Annotated in this window: 13 protein-coding genes; 8 read left to right on the plus strand and 5 right to left on the minus strand. The window is 74.1% G+C overall.

Translation table 11 applies throughout. The features are described 5' to 3' along the window. The first annotated feature begins 59 nt into the window (after positions 1-59). The 3 genes from ACGFH8_RS22385 (at position 60) to ACGFH8_RS22395 (ending at position 5,434) form a co-directional block, all read left to right on the plus strand. A complete protein-coding gene (locus tag ACGFH8_RS22385) occupies positions 60-1,895 on the plus strand; it encodes a BTAD domain-containing putative transcriptional regulator (RefSeq protein ID WP_393370074.1) in 1,836 nt (611 codons plus the stop codon). A gap of 91 nt (positions 1,896-1,986) precedes the next feature. Beyond that, on the plus strand, positions 1,987-4,107 hold the full coding sequence (locus ACGFH8_RS22390; RefSeq protein ID WP_393370076.1) for a RecQ family ATP-dependent DNA helicase: 2,121 nt from the start codon (positions 1,987-1,989) through the stop codon (positions 4,105-4,107). Positions 4,108-4,240: 133 nt separating this feature from the next. Beyond that, entirely contained in the window at positions 4,241-5,434 is a 1,194-nt protein-coding gene (locus tag ACGFH8_RS22395; protein ID WP_393370079.1) for a hypothetical protein, read from the plus strand. A 116-nt stretch (positions 5,435-5,550) separates the two neighbouring features. Here the strand turns inward: ACGFH8_RS22395 and ACGFH8_RS22400 are convergent, their stop codons facing one another. Then, positions 5,551-5,967 (minus strand): helix-turn-helix domain-containing protein, encoded by a 417-nt coding sequence (locus ACGFH8_RS22400; RefSeq protein ID WP_393370080.1) that lies wholly within the window; start codon positions 5,965-5,967, stop codon positions 5,551-5,553. Positions 5,968-6,213: 246 nt separating this feature from the next. On the opposite strand from ACGFH8_RS22400, the gene ACGFH8_RS22405 reads away from it, so the two are divergent. Further along, a complete protein-coding gene (locus tag ACGFH8_RS22405) occupies positions 6,214-6,669 on the plus strand; it encodes a hypothetical protein (protein ID WP_393370083.1) in 456 nt (151 codons plus the stop codon). A gap of 74 nt (positions 6,670-6,743) precedes the next feature. Here ACGFH8_RS22405 and ACGFH8_RS22410 read toward each other — a convergent pair whose 3' ends face one another. From ACGFH8_RS22410 to ACGFH8_RS22425, 4 genes are all read right to left on the minus strand, one after another. Further along, positions 6,744-7,919, minus strand: coding sequence for a class I SAM-dependent methyltransferase (locus tag ACGFH8_RS22410; RefSeq protein WP_393370086.1), 1,176 nt, complete (start codon positions 7,917-7,919; stop codon positions 6,744-6,746). A gap of 88 nt (positions 7,920-8,007) precedes the next feature. Then, on the minus strand, positions 8,008-9,711 hold the full coding sequence (locus ACGFH8_RS22415; protein WP_393370088.1) for a DEAD/DEAH box helicase: 1,704 nt from the start codon (positions 9,709-9,711) through the stop codon (positions 8,008-8,010). Positions 9,712-10,211: 500 nt separating this feature from the next. Beyond that, positions 10,212-10,439: a DUF3107 domain-containing protein gene (locus tag ACGFH8_RS22420; protein ID WP_393370091.1), complete on the minus strand. Its 228-nt coding sequence runs from the start codon at positions 10,437-10,439 to the stop codon at positions 10,212-10,214. A gap of 64 nt (positions 10,440-10,503) precedes the next feature. Further along, a complete protein-coding gene (locus tag ACGFH8_RS22425) occupies positions 10,504-11,142 on the minus strand; it encodes a TetR/AcrR family transcriptional regulator (RefSeq protein WP_110563158.1) in 639 nt (212 codons plus the stop codon). A gap of 149 nt (positions 11,143-11,291) precedes the next feature. Here ACGFH8_RS22425 and ACGFH8_RS22430 point away from each other — a divergent pair, with 149 nt between their 5' ends. The 4 genes from ACGFH8_RS22430 to ACGFH8_RS22445 all read left to right on the plus strand — a co-directional run bounded on the left by ACGFH8_RS22430 (position 11,292) and on the right by ACGFH8_RS22445 (position 17,501). Then, on the plus strand, positions 11,292-14,720 hold the full coding sequence (locus ACGFH8_RS22430; protein ID WP_393370094.1) for a hypothetical protein: 3,429 nt from the start codon (positions 11,292-11,294) through the stop codon (positions 14,718-14,720). A 23-nt stretch (positions 14,721-14,743) separates the two neighbouring features. Continuing rightward, positions 14,744-15,718: an alpha/beta fold hydrolase gene (locus tag ACGFH8_RS22435; RefSeq protein WP_393370096.1), complete on the plus strand. Its 975-nt coding sequence runs from the start codon at positions 14,744-14,746 to the stop codon at positions 15,716-15,718. Between the two features lie 5 nt (positions 15,719-15,723). Continuing rightward, on the plus strand, positions 15,724-16,578 hold the full coding sequence (locus tag ACGFH8_RS22440; protein ID WP_393370099.1) for a DUF3152 domain-containing protein: 855 nt from the start codon (positions 15,724-15,726) through the stop codon (positions 16,576-16,578). A gap of 179 nt (positions 16,579-16,757) precedes the next feature. Further along, complete coding sequence (locus ACGFH8_RS22445; protein WP_393370102.1) at positions 16,758-17,501, plus strand: DUF3152 domain-containing protein; 744 nt, start codon at positions 16,758-16,760, stop codon at positions 17,499-17,501. Positions 17,502-17,515: the final 14 nt, after the last annotated feature.

Here is a 17,515-nt window from a genome sequence, read left to right on the forward strand (position 1 = left end):
GTCCGGCTGCCGGGCACTGCCGTCCGGCGCTGCCGGAGGTGTCAGGAGCGGAAATTCGCATGTCAGGAACGCTGCGTTTCGAGATCCTCGGGCCTCAGCGGGCCTGGTACGCCGGCCGCGAGATCGACCTCGGTCCCGGCAAACAGCGTGCGGTGCTGACCGTGCTGCTGCTCTCGGCGGGCCGTCCGGTGTCCACCGGGCAGATCGTCGAGGCGGTCTGGCCGGAGGATCCGCCCGCGAACGGCCCCAACGTGGTGCAGAAGTACGTCGCCGGTCTGCGTCGGGTGTTGGAGCCGGACCGGTCGCCGCGTACACCGGGGCAGGTGTTGAGCCTCACCGATGCCGGATATCTGCTCCGCGTCGATCCGGACGCGCTCGACGCGGTCCGTTTCCAACGGGGAATCCACAGCGCCCGGCAGCGACGGGCCGAGGGTCGTACCGCCGAGGCGCTCACCGAGTTGGCCGCCGCCCTGGCGCTCTGGCAGGGAGAACCGTTCACCGGCTTCACCGGGCCGTTCTTGGAGGCGGCGCGGCAACGGTTGGTCGAGCTGCGGGCCGTGGCGTTGGAGACCCGGGCCGATCTGATGCTGGACCTCGGCCGGCACCGGGAGATGGTCGGGGAACTGGTGGAGCTGGTGGCCGAGTTCCCGGTCCGGGAACGACTGCGGCAGCAGCTCATGCTGGCGCTCTATCGCAGCGGGCGGCAGGCGGAGGCGCTCGCGGCCTACCGTGAGTTCGGCGGCCTGCTCCGGGAGGAGTACGGCATCGGGCCGGGCAAGGCGCTTCAGGAACTGCACCGGCGCATCCTCTGCTCCGACCCGACCCTCGCCGTGGCGAAGCCGTCGAACGAGCCGCAAACGCCACACCCCGCGACCGCTCCCAGCCCTCGCCAACCAGCCGACCCGCCCGCGCCACCGCCTGCGCCAATGCCGACGGCACCGCCTGCGCCGCCGGCGCCCGCGACAACGCCGACCACGCTTCCCGTGCCGCCCGCGACAACGCCGACCGCGCCGCCGGCGACCGCGCCGCCCGCGCCGCCGACAGCACCGCCGGCAACGCCGACCGCGCCGCCGCCGCCCAGCCCGCCCGGGCCGCCGGCTGTCGCGGTCACCCCGCAGCCCGTTCCGTTTCCGGTCGCGATGCCCCCGGACGGGCGTTCGTCCCGGGACACCCGGGGGCAGTCGGCACCGAGTTGGCTGAGTGTCAGCGTGACGGTCATCGGCACGCTGACCGCCGTGTTCTCCTTCGGTCTGCTCACCTGGCTGGTGGTGCTGCTCTACGCCAGTTGGCGGCGAAGCTGGCGCAACGGGCTCACCGGTGTGGGTTACCTGTCGCTGACCGCCACGATCATCGTGATATTCGGCAACAGCGACTCGGAGGAGATGAGCGACTCCGAAGGTCTCCTGATCGTGGCCTGGATGCTCGTCTGGCTAGTCGGGGTCGTGCACACGATCCTGCTCAACGGCGCGCTCTGGTCGGCCCTCACCAATCGGATCGCGGGCTCGCCCCCACCGGTGGTCGACGACCGTCGGGTCCGCCGTGAGCAGGCCCGCTACCTCATGTACCACTACCCGGCAGCGCGGCAGGAACTGCACATCGGCCGGCCCGACCTGCCCCGCAGCTTCGACGACGGTGGCCTGGTGGACGTCAACGCGGTCCAGGAGGGGACGATCGCCGAGCTGCCCGGAATCACCGCCGGGCAGGCGCGGCAGGTGGTGATGGACCGTTGGCTCCGTGGCCCGTTCGGCTCGATGGAGGACCTGGCCGCCCGGTGCCTCCTCCCGCCGGTGCTCACCGACTCCCTGCGCGACCTGCTCGTCTTCCTCCCCCCGCCGGCCGTGCCCGGCCCGCCCACGGCCGCGCCCGGACCCGTCGCGCCGGGCCGGGGCGAGTGAGGCGACCCGCCCCGCCCGGCCGGGGCGAGTGAGGCGACCCGCACAGGGCGCGACGGGGAGGGATGTCTCCCGTTGCTGGTAGAAATGCCGGATGGGCGACGAGCGGGCAGCGGTACGGGAGCGGGCCGAGGCGGTGCTGCGTCGGCTGGCCGGCGACCACGCCCGGCTGCGCGAGGATCAGTGGCGGGCGATCGAAGCCCTGGTCGTCGACCGGCGGCGGGTGCTCTGTGTGCAGCGCACCGGTTGGGGCAAGTCGGCTGTCTACTTCGTGGCCACCGCCCTGCTGCGGGAGGGCGGCGAGCACGGCCCGACTGTCATCGTGTCTCCGCTGCTGGCCTTGATGCGCAACCAGGTCGAGGCGGCCGCGCGGGCCGGCATCCGGGCGCGCACGATCAACTCGGCAAACCTCGACGAGTGGGACGAGATCACCGCCGAGATCCAGACCGGTGCGGTGGACGTGCTCCTGATCAGCCCGGAGCGGCTCAACAACCCGGACTTCCGCGACGGTGTGCTGCCGAAGCTGGCCGCGACCACCGGGCTGCTGGTGGTCGACGAGGCGCACTGCGTCTCCGACTGGGGGCACGACTTCCGGCCCGACTACCGGCGGCTGCGCACGTTCCTCGCCGAGTTGCCCGAGCGCACGCCCGTGCTGGCCACCACCGCCACCGCCAACACCCGGGTCACCCAGGACGTGGCGGAGCAGTTGGGTGACGCCCTCGTCCTGCGCGGCACCCTGGACCGCGAGTCGCTGCGCCTCGGCGTGCTCGACCTGCCCAGCCCGGCGCACCGGTTGGCGTGGCTCGCCGACCACCTGGACCAGCTGCCCGGCTCGGGCATCGTCTACACGCTGACCGTGGCGGCGGCGGGGGAGACGGCGGAGTTCCTGCGCTCCCGCGGCTATCCGGTCTCCTCGTACACGGGACAGGTCGAGGACGCCGACCGGCGGGCCGCCGAGCAGGATCTGCTCGACAACAAGATCAAGGCGTTGGTCGCGACAAGCGCCCTCGGCATGGGCTTCGACAAACCCGATCTGGGCTTCGTCGTCCACCTGGGCGCGCCGCCCTCGCCGATCGCGTACTACCAGCAGGTCGGCCGCGCCGGCCGCGCCGTCGAGCACGCCGAGGTGTTACTGCTGCCCGGCGTCGAGGATGCCGCGATCTGGCGCTACTTCGCCTCGCTGGCGTTCCCTCCGGAGCAGCAGGTGCGTGCCGTGCTGGCCGCCCTGCACACCGACCGCCCGCTCAGCACCCAGGCCCTCGAACCCCTCGTCGACCTGCGCCGGACCCGGCTTGAGCTGATGCTCAAGGTGCTCGACGTGGACGGCGCGGTCCGCCGGGTGCGCGGTGGTTGGCTCGCCACCGGCGAGCCCTGGGTCTACGACGAGGCCCGGTTGCGGCGCGTCGCCGAGGCGCGCACCGTCGAGCAACAGGCCATGCGGGAGTACGCGACCACACCCGACTGCCGAATGCGGTATCTACGGGAGTGCCTGGACGACACCGGGGCGGCCGACTGCGGGCGGTGCGACAGGTGCGCCGACCCGCTCTTCGCCGCCGACGTGTCGACGGCCGCGCTCGCCGCCGCGCAGACGTTCCTGGGCCGACCCGGCGTGGAGATCGCCCCCAAGAAGCTCTGGCCGACCGGCCTGGACGCGGTGGGCGTACCCCTCAAGGGCCGGATCGCCCCCACGGAGCAGGCGCTTCCCGGCCGGGCCGTCGGGCGCCTCTCCGACCTGGGCTGGGGTGGCCGGCTGCGTGATCTCGTCGGCCCGGAGGCGTCGGACGCGCCGGTGCCCGACGACGTCGCCGGCGCTGTGCTGGAGGTGTTGAAGGCGTGGGCGCACGGCGACGACCCGTGGCCGCGCCGGCCGGTGGGGGTGGTCGCGGTCGGTTCCCGGCGACGGCCTCGGCTGGTCGGCTCGTTGGCCGAGCGGATCGCCGCCGTGGGCCGGCTGCCGCTGCTCGGCGAGGTCACCCCGGCCGGTCCGGGCGGCCCGGCCGGGCCGCGCGGCAACAGCGCCCAACGGGTACGCGCGCTGCACGACACGTTCACCGTGCCGGCCGACCTGGCCGACGCCCTGGCCGGCCTGGACGGCCCGGTGCTGCTCGTCGACGACCTGGTCGACTCGGGCTGGACGATGACCTTGGTGGCCCGAGCCCTGCGCCGGGCGGGCGCACCCGACGTGCTTCCGCTCGCCCTCGCCGTGGCCGGTTGACCCGCCAGCACCCCGGCGGACCGCACCGCGCACGTCGGTGCGGGAAAGTTCCCGGGCTGCGGCGAATGCGACAGTCGCCACGCCGTCCGGGCGTCAGCCTGGGGTGGTCCGACTCGGCGGTACGGTGGGCGGCATGACCGACCAGCACCCCGCCGCCGTGCCGGTGGTGCCTGACCAGGTCCCCGACGAGGCGGTGGCTGCCCCGGTCTCCGACGCGGCGGTGGCGGCTGCCCCGGTCTCCGACGCGGCGGTGGCGGCTGCCCCGGTCTCCGGCGGGGCGATGGCTGCCCCGGTCTCCGACGCGGCGGTGGCGGCTGACCCGGTCCCCGGCGGGGCGACGGTCTCTGATCCGGTCCCCGGCGGGGCAGTGGTGTCCGACCAGGGGCACGGCGGGGTCGTGGTGTCTGGCCCGGTCTCTGCCGCGCCGGACCGGAGCACGCTGCGGCTGGCGTTGGTGGTCGGCGGGCTGGTGCTCGCGGTGCTCCTCGGCTTCGGCCTCGGCCGGGTGAACGCGACCGGGACCACCACCGGCGGCCCGTCCCTGGCCGCCGAGCACACCGACCCCCCGGGCACCGGGCCGCACAGCCACGGCACCACCACGAGCACCGATCAGGGCGCGGCCACCGAGCCGGGCGGGCTGGCGGTCAGCTCGGCCGGGTTCACCCTGGCCCCGCTGGGTGCCGATTTCGCCGCCGGTCGCCCCGGTCAGCTCCGCTTCCAAGTGCGGGACGCGCAGCGCCGGCCGGTGACCCGCTTCGCGGTCGTACACGACAAGCCGATGCATCTCATCGTCGTCCGCCGCGACCTGACCGGCTACCAGCACCTGCACCCGACGATGGCAGCCGACGGCACCTGGTCGGTGCCGTTGACCCTCGCGCAGCCCGGTGTCTGGCGGGCGTACGCCGATTTCACAGTGGTCGCCGACAACGGCGCGCAGACGGCGGTGACCCTCGGCGCGGACCTGGTCGCGCCCGGCGACTACCAGCCCCGGTCGCTGCCCGCGCCGGCCACCTCGACGACTGTGGACGGGTTCACCGTCGGCTACCAGGGCACCCCGCAGGCCGGGACGACCGTGCCGTTGACCTTCCGGATCGACGGGGCCGGCGGTGCCGCCCCGCTGGAGCGTTACCTCGGGGCGTATGGGCACCTGGTGGCGTTACGCGAGGGCGACCTCGGTTACCTGCACGTGCACCCGGAGCCGGAGCTGGTGAACGGCCAGGTCACGTTCTGGTTGACCACCCCCGGCCCCGGCCGTTACCGCCTCTACCTGGACTTCCAGGTCAACGCCGAGGTCCACACGGCCGAATTCACCCTATCTGTCCCCTAGTCCCACCCCCGCGCCTCCGTTGATCATGAGGTTATTGCCCCGACACGCCGCTGCCGGTGGCAATAACCTCATGATCAACGGGGCGAGGACGGGGCGGGGTGGGGGTGGGGTGGGGGTTAGCCGGCGCGGCGGATTGGGCGGCGGGCCAGGTAGCGGAGGAGGTCGCGGATGTGGTGCTTCTCCTCGGCGGGGACCGTGGGGTCGGCCAGGCGGTCCAGGATGGCGCGGACGTCGGCCTCGACCGGGCCTTCGTCGTGGCGTCGGCGGGGCGTGGGGCCGGCGTCGGGCAGGCCGAGCGCGCGGAACGCGGCGGCGACCGGCAGATCCAGTGCGGCGCAGAAGCCGCGCACCTTGGCCAACTCGGGATAGTCCTGCCAGTCACCGGCCAGCCAGCGGAACACGGTGGACCGACCCACACCTGTGTGCGCGGCTAGATCGGTCACGGTCCAGCCACGTTCGTCGCGAGCGTCGTCGATGGCGCGCCGGACGAAGCGGGCGAAGGCCATCTGCGGTGTTGCGTCGGCTGATCCCATCCCTGCGTGTCTTTCCCCCTGCCGGAACACCGGGACAATGCGCCTTCGAGGGTAGTACGCCGGGGGCCCGAAACAATTGACTGAGCGCACAAACTGTCCCGTGGACGAGACTTTCTCTGCAGCGTCTGTGCAGAATGAAAATTGCACCGAGCGATCATCATCGTTCTTCTACTAGGCTCGGTGCCCGTCCCCGGCGTGGCGTCCGCATGCCAGCCGTGTTCGACCGGACCACCGCCGAGGAGCACCATGGCCGAATCGAGCCGCCCCCAGCCGTACCAGCCCGGTGCGGTCAGCCTCTTCTTCGTCGCCAAGGCCGGCGTCTTCGCCGCCGGGTTCTGGATCTGGTTGCTGGTCCTGGTGCTCCGCACCGACTCCGCGACCGGCCAACACGTGCTGGCGGCCACCGGCGCGATCACCACCACGCTTGTCGGCGTGGTGCTGGGCGCCCGGATGGCGTTGCAGCACAACGCGGCCATCCGGCACGCGGAGATGAAGAAGCTGCTTGTGGACATCTCCTGGAACGCCTTCGCGGCCGCCGGCAACGCCGAGAGCGTGGGCAAGGTGGTGCCGTTCCCCACCGCGCCGGCCGACGGCGGATGGGCCGGCCAGCGCAGCGGTGGTGAGCGGGTGACAGTCCTCGACCGTGGCGCCGGCGAGCGCACCGGCCGGGATCGCGGCGGCAGCGGCGAAGGGCGTCGCTAGCCGCCGTCCAGGCGCCGACTACGTCGCCGCCTGCCGGTCCGTCGCCGGCTGCCGATCCCGTCGCCGGCTGCCGACTACGTCGCCGGCTGCCGATCCGTCGGCTGTCCGTCGGCGGCCAGCAGGGTCGCCAGCCGGGGGGTGACCCGCCACTGGTCCACCAGCTCGCGGTACTCCTCGTGTTGTGTCCCGGTCGCCTCGGCGCCGGTGCGGCGGGCGCGGATCAGCAGGTTCCGGGGCGTGTGCTGGGAGTCCACGAACTCCACCACCTCGGTCCGGTAGCCGTGCGCCCGCAGCAGTCCGGCCCGCAGCGCGTCGGTGAGTACGTCGGCGAAGCGCTCGCGCAGGATGCCCTGCCGGGTCAGCAACTCGTACGGGGCCGGGGCGGGATGGGCGCGGAGTTGCTTGGCCAGGTCGTGGTGGCAGCACGGTGCGGCCAACACCCAGCGGGCCTCCCAGCGCACCGCGCGGGCCAGTGCCTCGTCGGTGGCGGTGTCGCAGGCGTGCAGTGCCAGCACCAGGTCGGGGGCGGGGTCGACGACGGCGTCGGCGATCGTGCCGGCCACGAAGCTGATCTGGTCGGCCCAGCCCAGCCGCTGCGCCAGCTCGGTGTTGCGCCGCCGCTGGTCCTCGCGGACGTCCACGCCGACCAACTGGACGTCGAGCCCACGACCCGTCAGGTAGCGGTAGGCGGCGAACGTCAGGTAGGCGTTGCCGCAGCCCAGGTCGACCACCCGAAGCGAACCGGCCAGCTCGTCGGGCAGGGTCGCGGCCAGAGCGCGCAGGAACGCGTCCACCTGGCGGCGCTTGGCCGCCGAGCCGCCGATCTCGGCGAAGATCGGGTCACCGGGGTCGAGCAGATATTCCTTGGCCCGGTCATTGCCAGCGGGTGTCGCCGCCGGACGGGCGGTCGCGGCCCGGTGCACCTGCGCCTCACCGGACTTGGTCACCCGTAGTTGCAGCGTCGCGGCGGTCGTCTCGACGTGCCAGTTGCCGAACGGCTCGGCCAGCAGTTCGTCGACCGCCGCAGCGGCGTCGGGACCGGAGGCGATGTTGCGGGTGTACGGGCGAGCGCCGTCAGACGTGGTGATCTGCATGCGGGGCCCGGCCTTGAGCGTCACCGGCCGCAGTTCGGCCCGCGCGACGGTGGGGCGGCGACCGCGGCGACGTCCGGCGGCAACCGCCCGGGTCAGCGCGGGGTCGAGCAGCAACGCCCGGACCTCGGTCAGGGCGGCTTCCAGTGATTCCGGCATCGTTCCATTCCCGGCAGGTGGGGTGGGAGAAGGGAACATCCCCCGTACCGCTTGAGGCGGTGCGGGGGATGTCAGGTGTGGCTGGTGGTCAGTCGGCGGTCGCCTCGGCCGGCGTACCGGCGTCGGAACCGCCACCACGGCGGCGACGGCGGCGGCGCGGCTTCGACGGCTCGCCGTCGGACGCTGCGGCCGGCTCGGCGGGGCCGGCGTCAGCGGCGATCACCGCGGTCGGCTCGCCCACGACCGCCTCGCCGGCACGGCGGCGACGCCGGCGCCGGGGGGTACGGGTGCCTTCTTCGGTCGCGTCGGCGACGGGCGCCTCGGCGACGGCCGGGGTGCCGGAGTCGGACCGGTCCCGACGACCGTCACCTCGCCCACGGCGCTCGCCGCGGCCCTCGCCTCGGCCGCCTTCGCCGCGGCTCTCCCCGCGTCGGCCACCCCGGCCACCGCTGTCGCCCCGGCGGGAGCGGGTCGTGCCACCCAGATCCTCTTCGATCTCGGCGGACAGCCCGGCCCGGGTGCGCTCGGCGGTGGGCAGCGTGCCGCTGACCTCGGTGGAGATGTGCAGGTCGGTGTAGAGGTGCGGCGACGTGTGGTACGTCTCCGGCGGCTCCGGCATCTCCAGACCGAGGGTCTTGTCGATGATCCGCCAGCGCGGCATGTCGTCCCAGTCGACGAAGGTCACCGCGACGCCCGTCGCGCCGGCCCGGCCGGTACGACCGATCCGGTGGGTGTAGGTGTCCTGGTCTTCCGGGCAGTCGTAGTTGATGACGTGGGTGACGCCTGTGACGTCCAGCCCACGGGCCGCCACGTCGGTGGCGACCAGGATGTCGATCTTGCCGGCCCGGAAGGCGCGCAGTGCCCGCTCGCGGGCGCCCTGGCCGAGGTCACCGTGCACCGCGGCGACCGCGAAGCCGCGGAAGTCGAGGTCCTCGGCGACCCGGTCGGCGGCCCGCTTGGTCCGCGTGAAGATCATGGTCAGCCCACGACCCTCCGCCTGGAGGATGCGCGCCACCACCTCGACCTTGTTCATCGAGTGGGTGCGGTAGACCAGCTGCTGGGTCTGCGGCGACGGGCCGGTCTCGGCGGTGTGCCCGGCGTGGATCGTCATCGGCTGGCGCAGGAAGCGCCGGGACAGCGTGACGATCGGGTCCGGCATGGTGGCCGAGAAGAGCATCGTCTGGCGGTCTTCCGGGAGCATCGCCAGGATCTTCTCGACGTCGTCGAGGAAGCCCAGGTCGAGCATCCGGTCGGCCTCGTCCAGGACGAGCGCGTGCACCCGGTCCAGCCGGAGGTGCTTCTGCTTCTGCAGGTCCATCAGTCGGCCCGGGGTGCCGACCAGGATCTCCACGCCCTTGCGCAGCGCGTCGATCTGCGGCTCGTACGCGACGCCGCCGTAGATCGGCAGCACCCGGACGCCCCGCGTCCGGCCGGCGGCGGCCAGGTCCTTGGCGACCTGGATGCCCAGCTCACGGGTGGGAACGACGACAAGCGCCTGGGGGACGCCGTCGCTGCCCTCGCCCGGGGCGAAGACCCGGTCCAGCAGCGGTACGCCGAAGCCGAGGGTCTTGCCGGTGCCGGTGGGCGCCTGACCGATAAGGTCGACGCCGCGGAGCGCGATCGGGATCGCGTACTCCTGGATGGCGAAGGCGCGGGTGATGCCGGCCGAGGCCAGGGCCTCGACGGTCTCGGCGCGGGCGCCGAGTGCGGCGAACGTGGGGGCCTCCGGTCGGACCGGGGCGGTGGGGGCCAGTTCCTGGCCGTCCAGCAAATCTTGAGTCAGGTCGCTCATGTGGATGTGGGGGTGCCCTCTCGTGGGTGCGCCCGTCATGTCCTCAGGGCGCGTTCGGTATGACGCGGGCCACACGGTCGGCGGCAGATTGCCGAGCCGGACCGGGCCGCACGCGCGCCGCGGGCTGAGCTTCGATCAGATCGGCGCCCACGGCAACTGCTCCATGCTACCTGAACAGGCATGGCTTCGTCCCGATTCCCGGTCGGCCAGGCGACACGCGGGGGCGGGGATTGTGACCTGTGTCACAGATATGCCGCTGGGGCGTACCCCGCGCGAGTCACCGGCGCGCGCTGAACAGCGCGGCGGGCGTCCCGGCCGGACGGGGGTGGTGCGACGTCATCCGAGCGGTGCGCGGGAACCGGACGGGCCGTGCCGGGCGCGGTGTCGGCCGTTCGTGGACGCAACGCCGCGCGGAGGGTCGGTGCCCGCCGGAACCGTCGAGCACGGCACCGGCCCGCGGCAGGTGGTCGAAGGACTGCCTGCCGCGATGGCCGGACCGGTCAGCGGACGGTGAAGCCGACCGCCCGGGACGACGCCTCGGCGATCTCGACGTAGGCGACCTTCTCGACCGGAACGATGATCCGCCGGCCCTTCTCGTCGGTCAGGGAGAGCGTGCCGCCGTCACCGGCGAAGGCGTCGGTCACGATCTGCTCGATCTCGGCCGGCGACTGCGCGCTGTCCACTACCAGCTCACGCGGCGCGTACTGCACGCCGATCTTGACCTCCACTGTGCCTCCTCAACTGGGGCGAAAGAACCGCCCTGGGAAGGCTATCCGATCACGGGGTCGGCGGTCAGGCTGACTCACCTTGCAGCGGGAAGCTCGCGATGCCCCGCCAGGACAGCGCGGCCACCAGTGCCTCGGCCTCGGCCTTCGGCACCTGGCGTCCACCGGCCAGCCAGAACTGCGCGGCCGTCTCCGCCGCGCCGACCAGCCCGGAGGCGAGCAACTCGGCGTGGGCCCGACTAACCCCGGTGTCCGAGATGATGGTGTCGGTGATCGCCGCGATGCAGCCCTGCTCGACCCGCTCCACCCGCTGCCGCACCGCCGGGTCGTTGCGCAGATCCGACTCGAAGACGAGCCGGAACGCCTCGCTCTCGTGGTCGACGAAGTCGAAGTACGCCCGCACCGACGCGCCGACCCGCTCCTTGTTGTCGCTGGTGCCGCGCATCGCATCTTGCACCTGAGCGACGATGGCGTCACAGTGCGTGTCCAACAGTGCCAGGTAGAGATCCATCTTCCCGGGAAAGTGTTGGTAGAGCACCGGCTTGGAGACCCCGGCCCGCTCGGCGATGTCGTCCATCGCGGCGGCGTGGTAGCCCTGCGCGACGAACACCTCCTGCGCCGCAGCCAGAAGCTGCTTACGGCGCGCGGAGCGGGGCAGGCGGGTGGGCCGGCCAGCGGTCTGTGCACCGTTCCCCGCAGCGGTCATGGGATCCTCCGAGTTCTCCGTACGAGCCGGCATTTTCCCCCCAGACCGGGCGAGGCCCGTGACCCCCGTCGTGGAAATGGCCCGCCGCTGTAACTTATCGCCACTCTCGGCACACGGTAGCCTCAGCGGGGGCGACCAAGGAGCGCGCGGTGAGTGAAACAGGGCAACCCGGAGCCGCCACCCCGGGAGAGCACGGTGACGGAGCGGGTCAGCACGACGACCCGGGCCGTTCCGTCAGCGGGTGGGCGCCCCCGGCGGGTGGGTGGCCCCGAGCCACCGATCGCGAGGATGCCCGGGACGAGGCGCCGCGCTGGCAACCCGACCCCGCGGCCGGCTGGCGCACCTCGTCCACCCGACACGGCGACCTGCCGGCGCCCCTGGTCGGGCTGCCGGGTGACCTCGATCCGCCGACCCGCGCCAACGGCCACCACACGAACGGCGTGCACCACCCGGACGACGCCAACGGCGTCCGCCATCCCGGCCTCGCACCGCCCGCCGGCCGCGCCGCGCCGGTGAGCGCACCGCCGGGGCTGCCCGCCGAGGGTCGACCCGAGGCGTCCGGTGACCGGCTGGTGGTGCCCGCGCAACGTCCCGTGCCGCCGCAGGAGCAGGGCGTCGGCGAGCCCGACCGGGGCGGTGCCCCACGCTCCACCGTCGATCCGGCCGCCGCGCACCGCGCTCGCTGGGCCGAGCCCGGCCTGCCCACCTCCGCGCCACCGGCCGTGCAGGTGCCGCCCGTCGGCACCGCCGCGTCGGGCTTCGAGGTGCCGCCCGGCTTCCGCGCGCCGACAAGCGAGCGGCTGGCCGCCGACGACCCGGCCGCGCCGCGTGACTGGCGGGACCCGCTCGCACCCGAGCAGCCGGCAGCGCCCGGCCGCCCACCAGGGCCGGCCGGGCACGCCGACGCCACCGAGCCGCAGCGCGCCCCGGACACCTCCCGACCAGTTGATGCACAGCGGGCGGGGGAGTCGCCGGCCATCGAGCCGGACTGGTCGGGGCCGAACTGGAACCGCCCGAGTTCCGGCGGGTGGGCGCCGCCCTGGTCCCGCCCGGACGACGAGCCGGCCGGCCCTCCGTCCCGGGACGAGCCCGCGCCGGGCTGGGTCGCCGAGCCACAGCAGCCGTACGAGCCGGTGCGCGCCGAGTCGCCCCGCCCGTACGAGCCGGTGCGTGCCGATCCGCCCCGCGGGTACGACGTCAACCGGGGTGAGTCCGGGTCCGAGGCCGCGCCCGTGCGTCCCACCGAGCAGATCAGCTCGCCGCCGTCGGATCGCCCGTCCTGGGCCGCCCCGCCGGCTGTCGCGCCCCGGGCTGTCGACGCGGACGCGTCCCCCACCAGTGGGCCGCCCGCGCCGTCGTCAGGCCTGACACCACCGGTTGCCGAGCGCCCCTCCTGGGCCGGTGGTCCGACGCCGACAAGTGGTCCGCCGGCCGATCGTCCGTCCTGGGCCGGTGGTCCGACGCCGACAAGCGGCCCGCCGGCCGACCGTCCGTCCTGGGCCGGGTCCGGTGCGCCCCGACTCGACCGTCCGCCCTGGGCCGGGGGGTCGGACCCCGGGCCGACCAGCTCGGCGCCGCCGCTGCCGTCCTGGGCCGGGGGAGCCGATCCGACGCCGACAAGTGCGCCGCCGGTGCGGCCGTCCTGGGCCGGCGGGTCCGACCCGACGCCGACAAGTGCCCCATCGGTACGCCCGTCCTGGGCCGGTGGGTCCGAGGCGGCGACGAGCACCCCGCCGGTACGCCCCTCCTGGGCCGGTGGGTCCGCCCCCGAGCCGAGCAGCCCGACGCCAGGGCGGCCGTCCTGGGCCGGCGGGTCCGACCCGACGCCGACGAGCGCCCCGCCGACGCGGCCCTCCTGGGTCTCCGGAGCCACACCTGCCGACGCGCCACCTCCGGCACCGGCCGGGCCGCCTCCCACGCTGGCCGACGCGCCCCCGGCCCCTGCGGGCCCGCCCCTGGTGGCGGAGCGCCCCTCGTGGGTCGGCGGTTCGACGGCGAGCAACTCCCCGGCCGAGCGGCCGGACTGGTCCGAGGGTCGGATCCCCGCCGCCTCTGCCGAGCGCCCGTCCTGGCCGGCCAGCCAGTCGACGAGCGCGGCCGGCGGCGGTGAGACGGGCGAGACGTCCGGGCCGCCCCGTCCGATCGGGCCATTCCGGCTCCGGCCGGCGACACCCGAACCGCCCGGGCCGCCTATCGTCGAGGCACCCCGCACGGCGGCGCGGACGAACGCCGAGACGGCGTTCTCCTCCACCGGGGCGGTTCCGCCCTCCGCCACGAGCGGGTCCGGGCGCCGGGACCGGCCGGCAGCCGCTTCCACCTCGCCCTACGCGGCTCGCCGATCCGCCCCCGACCCGACGTCGTCGGCCGAGCCGGCCGACGACGGCAGGCAACCAGACCCGAGGGCGGTGGTGCTGCCGCAGCGCGTCCCCGCGGAACCGGACGTGCCCATCGTGCCGGAGCCGCCAGCCGTGGAGCCACCCGCCGAAACCCCGGAGCTCGCCCGCATCGCGACCCACCTTCGCCGTGACGACGAACCAGCCCCACTGCGGGAGCGCCCCGAGGGGTTCGACGTCAACGCCATCCTGGACGCCGTTCGGGAGGTCGCCGGTGTCCGTGACGCGGCGCTGCGCCGTACCCCGGCGGGGGCGCACAGCCTGCGCCTGGACCTGGCCGACGGCGCCGACCCGGCCGAGGTGAGCCGACAGGTGGCCCGGCTGCTGCAGGAACGGATGGGGCTGGCCGCCGCCCCGCAGAACGTGCCCGGCCTGCCCAGCACGCCACCCCCGCCGGTGCGCCGACGCCTGGCCGAGCCCCGACCTGCCGAGCGGCGTACGGCGGAGTCGCCAGGCGCGGCTCCGCGCGACGGTGGTCCGGATTCCCGTACCGGTGAGATCCGGGCAGCCGAGCCGACGGCGTCGGGTCGTCCGTCGGGCGCCCCGGCGGAGGCCACACCGGCAGGCCCGGAGCAGTGGACCGGCACGGACGCCTCGCGCCGCCGCCGGCCGAACGCGCCGCACCGGGGTCGCGCCACCGTCGAGGAGCCGGGATCGGTCTCGGCCGCGCCGGCCGGCGCCGCGACCGGCAGCCCGGCCACGCTCGGCACGTCGTACTCCGGTGGTCAGGTGACCACGACGGAGTCGGCACCGTCCCGACCGCTGGACACTGGCGGCGTGCCGGGCCCGCGGGTGGTGATCGACCACGTGCAGGTGAGTACGTTCGGGCTGGACGCGAACGTGGAGGTCCGGCTGCTGGCCGACGGTGACAGCGCCTCCGGGTACGCCACCGGGCCGGCGGTGGACGGCTACGTGCTGCGGCTCTGCGCGGTGGCGGCGGCGGCCGCGGTGGACGAGTTGCTGCGGGGCACCGACAACGCCGAGCGGGGGCGCTGCTTCGTCGAGCACGCGGCGGTGGTGCCGTTCGGCAACTGCGAGGTGGCCACCGTGGTGGTGCTGCTCGTCTGTGCGGGCTGGGTCGAGCAACTCGCCGGCTCGGCTCTGGTCGCCGGCGATCCCCGGCAGGCGGTGGTCCGGGCGACCCTGGCCGCCGTGAACCGTCGGCTGGAGGCGCTGCTGTCCTGAGTGGTCCGAGGCAGACTGGACCGATGAGAAGCGCCACCCTCTGGCCCGACCATCTGCTCCCCGATCATCAGGTCCCACCGCCCTGGCCGGGCCGGGAGGTCCGCCTCGACGGCCTGGGCACGTACGTGCGGGACACCCCGGCCACCGCCGCCGGCGCGGAACCCGCGCTGTACGTGCACGGGTTGGGCGGGTCGTCGCAGAACTGGACCGACCTGGCCGGGCTGCTCGCCGACCGGCTGGACGGTCAGGCCATCGACCTGCCCGGCTTCGGTCGCAGTGAGCCGGGGCCCCGCTACACCATTCCGGCCTTCGCGGATCTTGTCGTCCGCTGGATCGAGCATTCCGGTCGGGGCCCGGTGCACCTGTTCGGCAACTCGCTGGGCGGTGCGGTCGCCGTGCAGGTCGCCGGGCTCCGGCCGGACCTGGTCCGTACCCTCACCCTGATCTCCCCGGCCCTGCCGTTCCTCGACTTCCGTCGCTCGTTGCAGGGGCGCATGCTGCCGGTGCTGGCCATCCCGCGGGGTGAGCGGCTGGTCGCCCGGCACCTCACCCAGCTCGCCCCCGAGGTGATGGCCCAGCAGGTGCTGGAGGCGTGCGTCGCCGACCTGAGCCGGATCTGCGACCAGCGTCGGGCCGAGGCGCTGGAGGAGATCCGGGTGCGGTACGAGGCGGAGCACTATGCCGCCGCGTACGTCCGGACGTTCCGCGGACTGGTCTCCAGCTTCCTGCGGGCGTACCTGCCGGGGTCGGGTTCGCTGTGGCGGCTCGCCGCGGCGGTGCGCGCGCCGACCCTGGTGGTGGGCGGCCGTCAGGATCGCCTTGTCGACGTGCGGGTCGCTCCGCAGACCGCCCGTGTCATCCCGGACAGCCGGTTGATGATGCTCGACGGCGTCGGTCACGTGGCGCAGTTGGAGGTGCCCCGCCTGGTCGCCCGGGCGGTGGTCGGCCTGCTCGCCGAAACGGAGGACACCGCCAGGCGGTCCGATCTGGCAGGCTGACCTGGATGCCCAGCTCAGTCCACCTTCCCGGTCGCCGTCAGCGACGCCTCGCTCTGCTCGCCCAACTGGTGGCGGTGGTGGTGGCGGTCGGCGCGGCGGTGATCGTGATCGCCGAGGGGCCGGGCGGGGATCCCGGCGCCGACCGGTTGGCCGCCGACGAGGTCGGCACGCTGGCGCCGCTGGTGGCCGCGCCGCTGCCGCCGTCGGTCGGCCCGTCGCCCTCCGCCTCGGTCGGGCCCAGCCCGTCGCCGGTGCTGCGGGCGCCCGGTGCGGTCCCGAGCGCCGGCACCGGGAGATTTGGCTACGACGCCCGTTCCGGCCCCGTGCTGGGTCGCGCGGGTGAGCTGCGGCGGTACCGGGTCGCGGTGGAGTCGGGCAGCGACGAGGTCGCCGCGGACTTCGCGCAGGCGGTCCAGGTGGCGCTCGCCGGGCCGGGCAGTTGGGTCGACAGCGGCAGGCTGCGGCTGCAGCAGGTGCCGGGGGACGCGCCTCGCGACTTCACCGTCTACCTCGCGACCGCCCGCACGGCGGGTCGGATGTGTGCCGACGGCGGGGTGGACATCCGGATCGATGGACGGCCGTACACCTCCTGCCGGGCACCCGGCCAGGTGATCATCAATCTGGACCGGTGGCGGCTGTCCGTGCCGCATCTCGTCTCGGCTCGCGTGCCGCTTGACGTCTACCGGACGTACGTGGTCAACCACGAGGTCGGTCACCAACTCGGGCACCGGCACGAGCGCTGCCCGGGCGCGGGCCGGCCGGCGCCGGTGATGATGCAGCAGACGCTCTTCCTCAACGGGTGCCGGGTCAACCCGTGGCCGTACCTCGACGGACGCCGCTACGCCGGCCCCGCCCTCTGAACGGCACCCTGTTCACCCACCATCGGGCGGCTTGCCGGAATAAAGGCAAAGACGGAGAAATGCCCGAATAATCTGGCAGGCTCGACGTCATGACGCCGTCGTCCCCTTACGGCCCGCCCTCGCCGCCCGACCAGCCGGGTCGGTCGGCGTACGAAGGCGCGCGTCCCACGCTCGTCCGGATGCGCCGACGGCGTCGCCGCGCCCTGCTGCTCGGCGCGCTCGTCGTCGTACTCGCCGCCGGCATCGGCGTGACGCTCGACCGGGACGGCGAACCGCCGACCGGCACCCCCGCCACCAGCCAGGGCGAGATGGGCCACGGGGGCGGGGCACCCGCGCACCCGGCACCCACCAGCTACCCCTCGGTCGGCGCCGGACGCTTCACGGCGGCCGACGGTGCGACGCATGTGCACGGCACGGACGGGCCGCTGCGCCGTTACCGGGTCGTCGTCGAACGCGGCACCGGCCAGGACGCCGCCGCGTTCGCCGCCAAGGTGGACGAGGTGCTGACCGACAAGCGCAGTTGGATCGCCTCGGACGAGCTGCGGGTGCAGCGGGTGGCGGACGCCGGGGCGGCGGACTTCACCATCTACCTGGCCACCCCTGTCACGTCCGAGCGGATGTGCGCCGAGGGCGGGTTGACCACCGAGCGCTACACCTCCTGCCGCCTGCCCGGCCAGGTCATCATCAACCTGGCCCGCTGGATGGAGGCGGTCCCCGACTACGGCGCTCCGCTGGACACCTACCGCACCTACGTGATCAACCACGAGGTGGGCCACGAGTTCGGCGAGGAGCACGAGGCCTGCCCCGGCCCGGGGGAGCCCGCCCCGGTGATGCAGCAGCAGACGTACGGCCTGCGCGGCTGTGTCGCGAACGCCTGGCCCTACGTCGACGGCCGTCGCTACGCGGGTGACATCGTCCCCTGATCGACCGGGTCGTC

This window comes from Micromonospora sp. NPDC049175 (assembly GCF_043197345.1).
Classification (GTDB): Bacteria; Actinomycetota; Actinomycetes; order Mycobacteriales; family Micromonosporaceae; genus Micromonospora.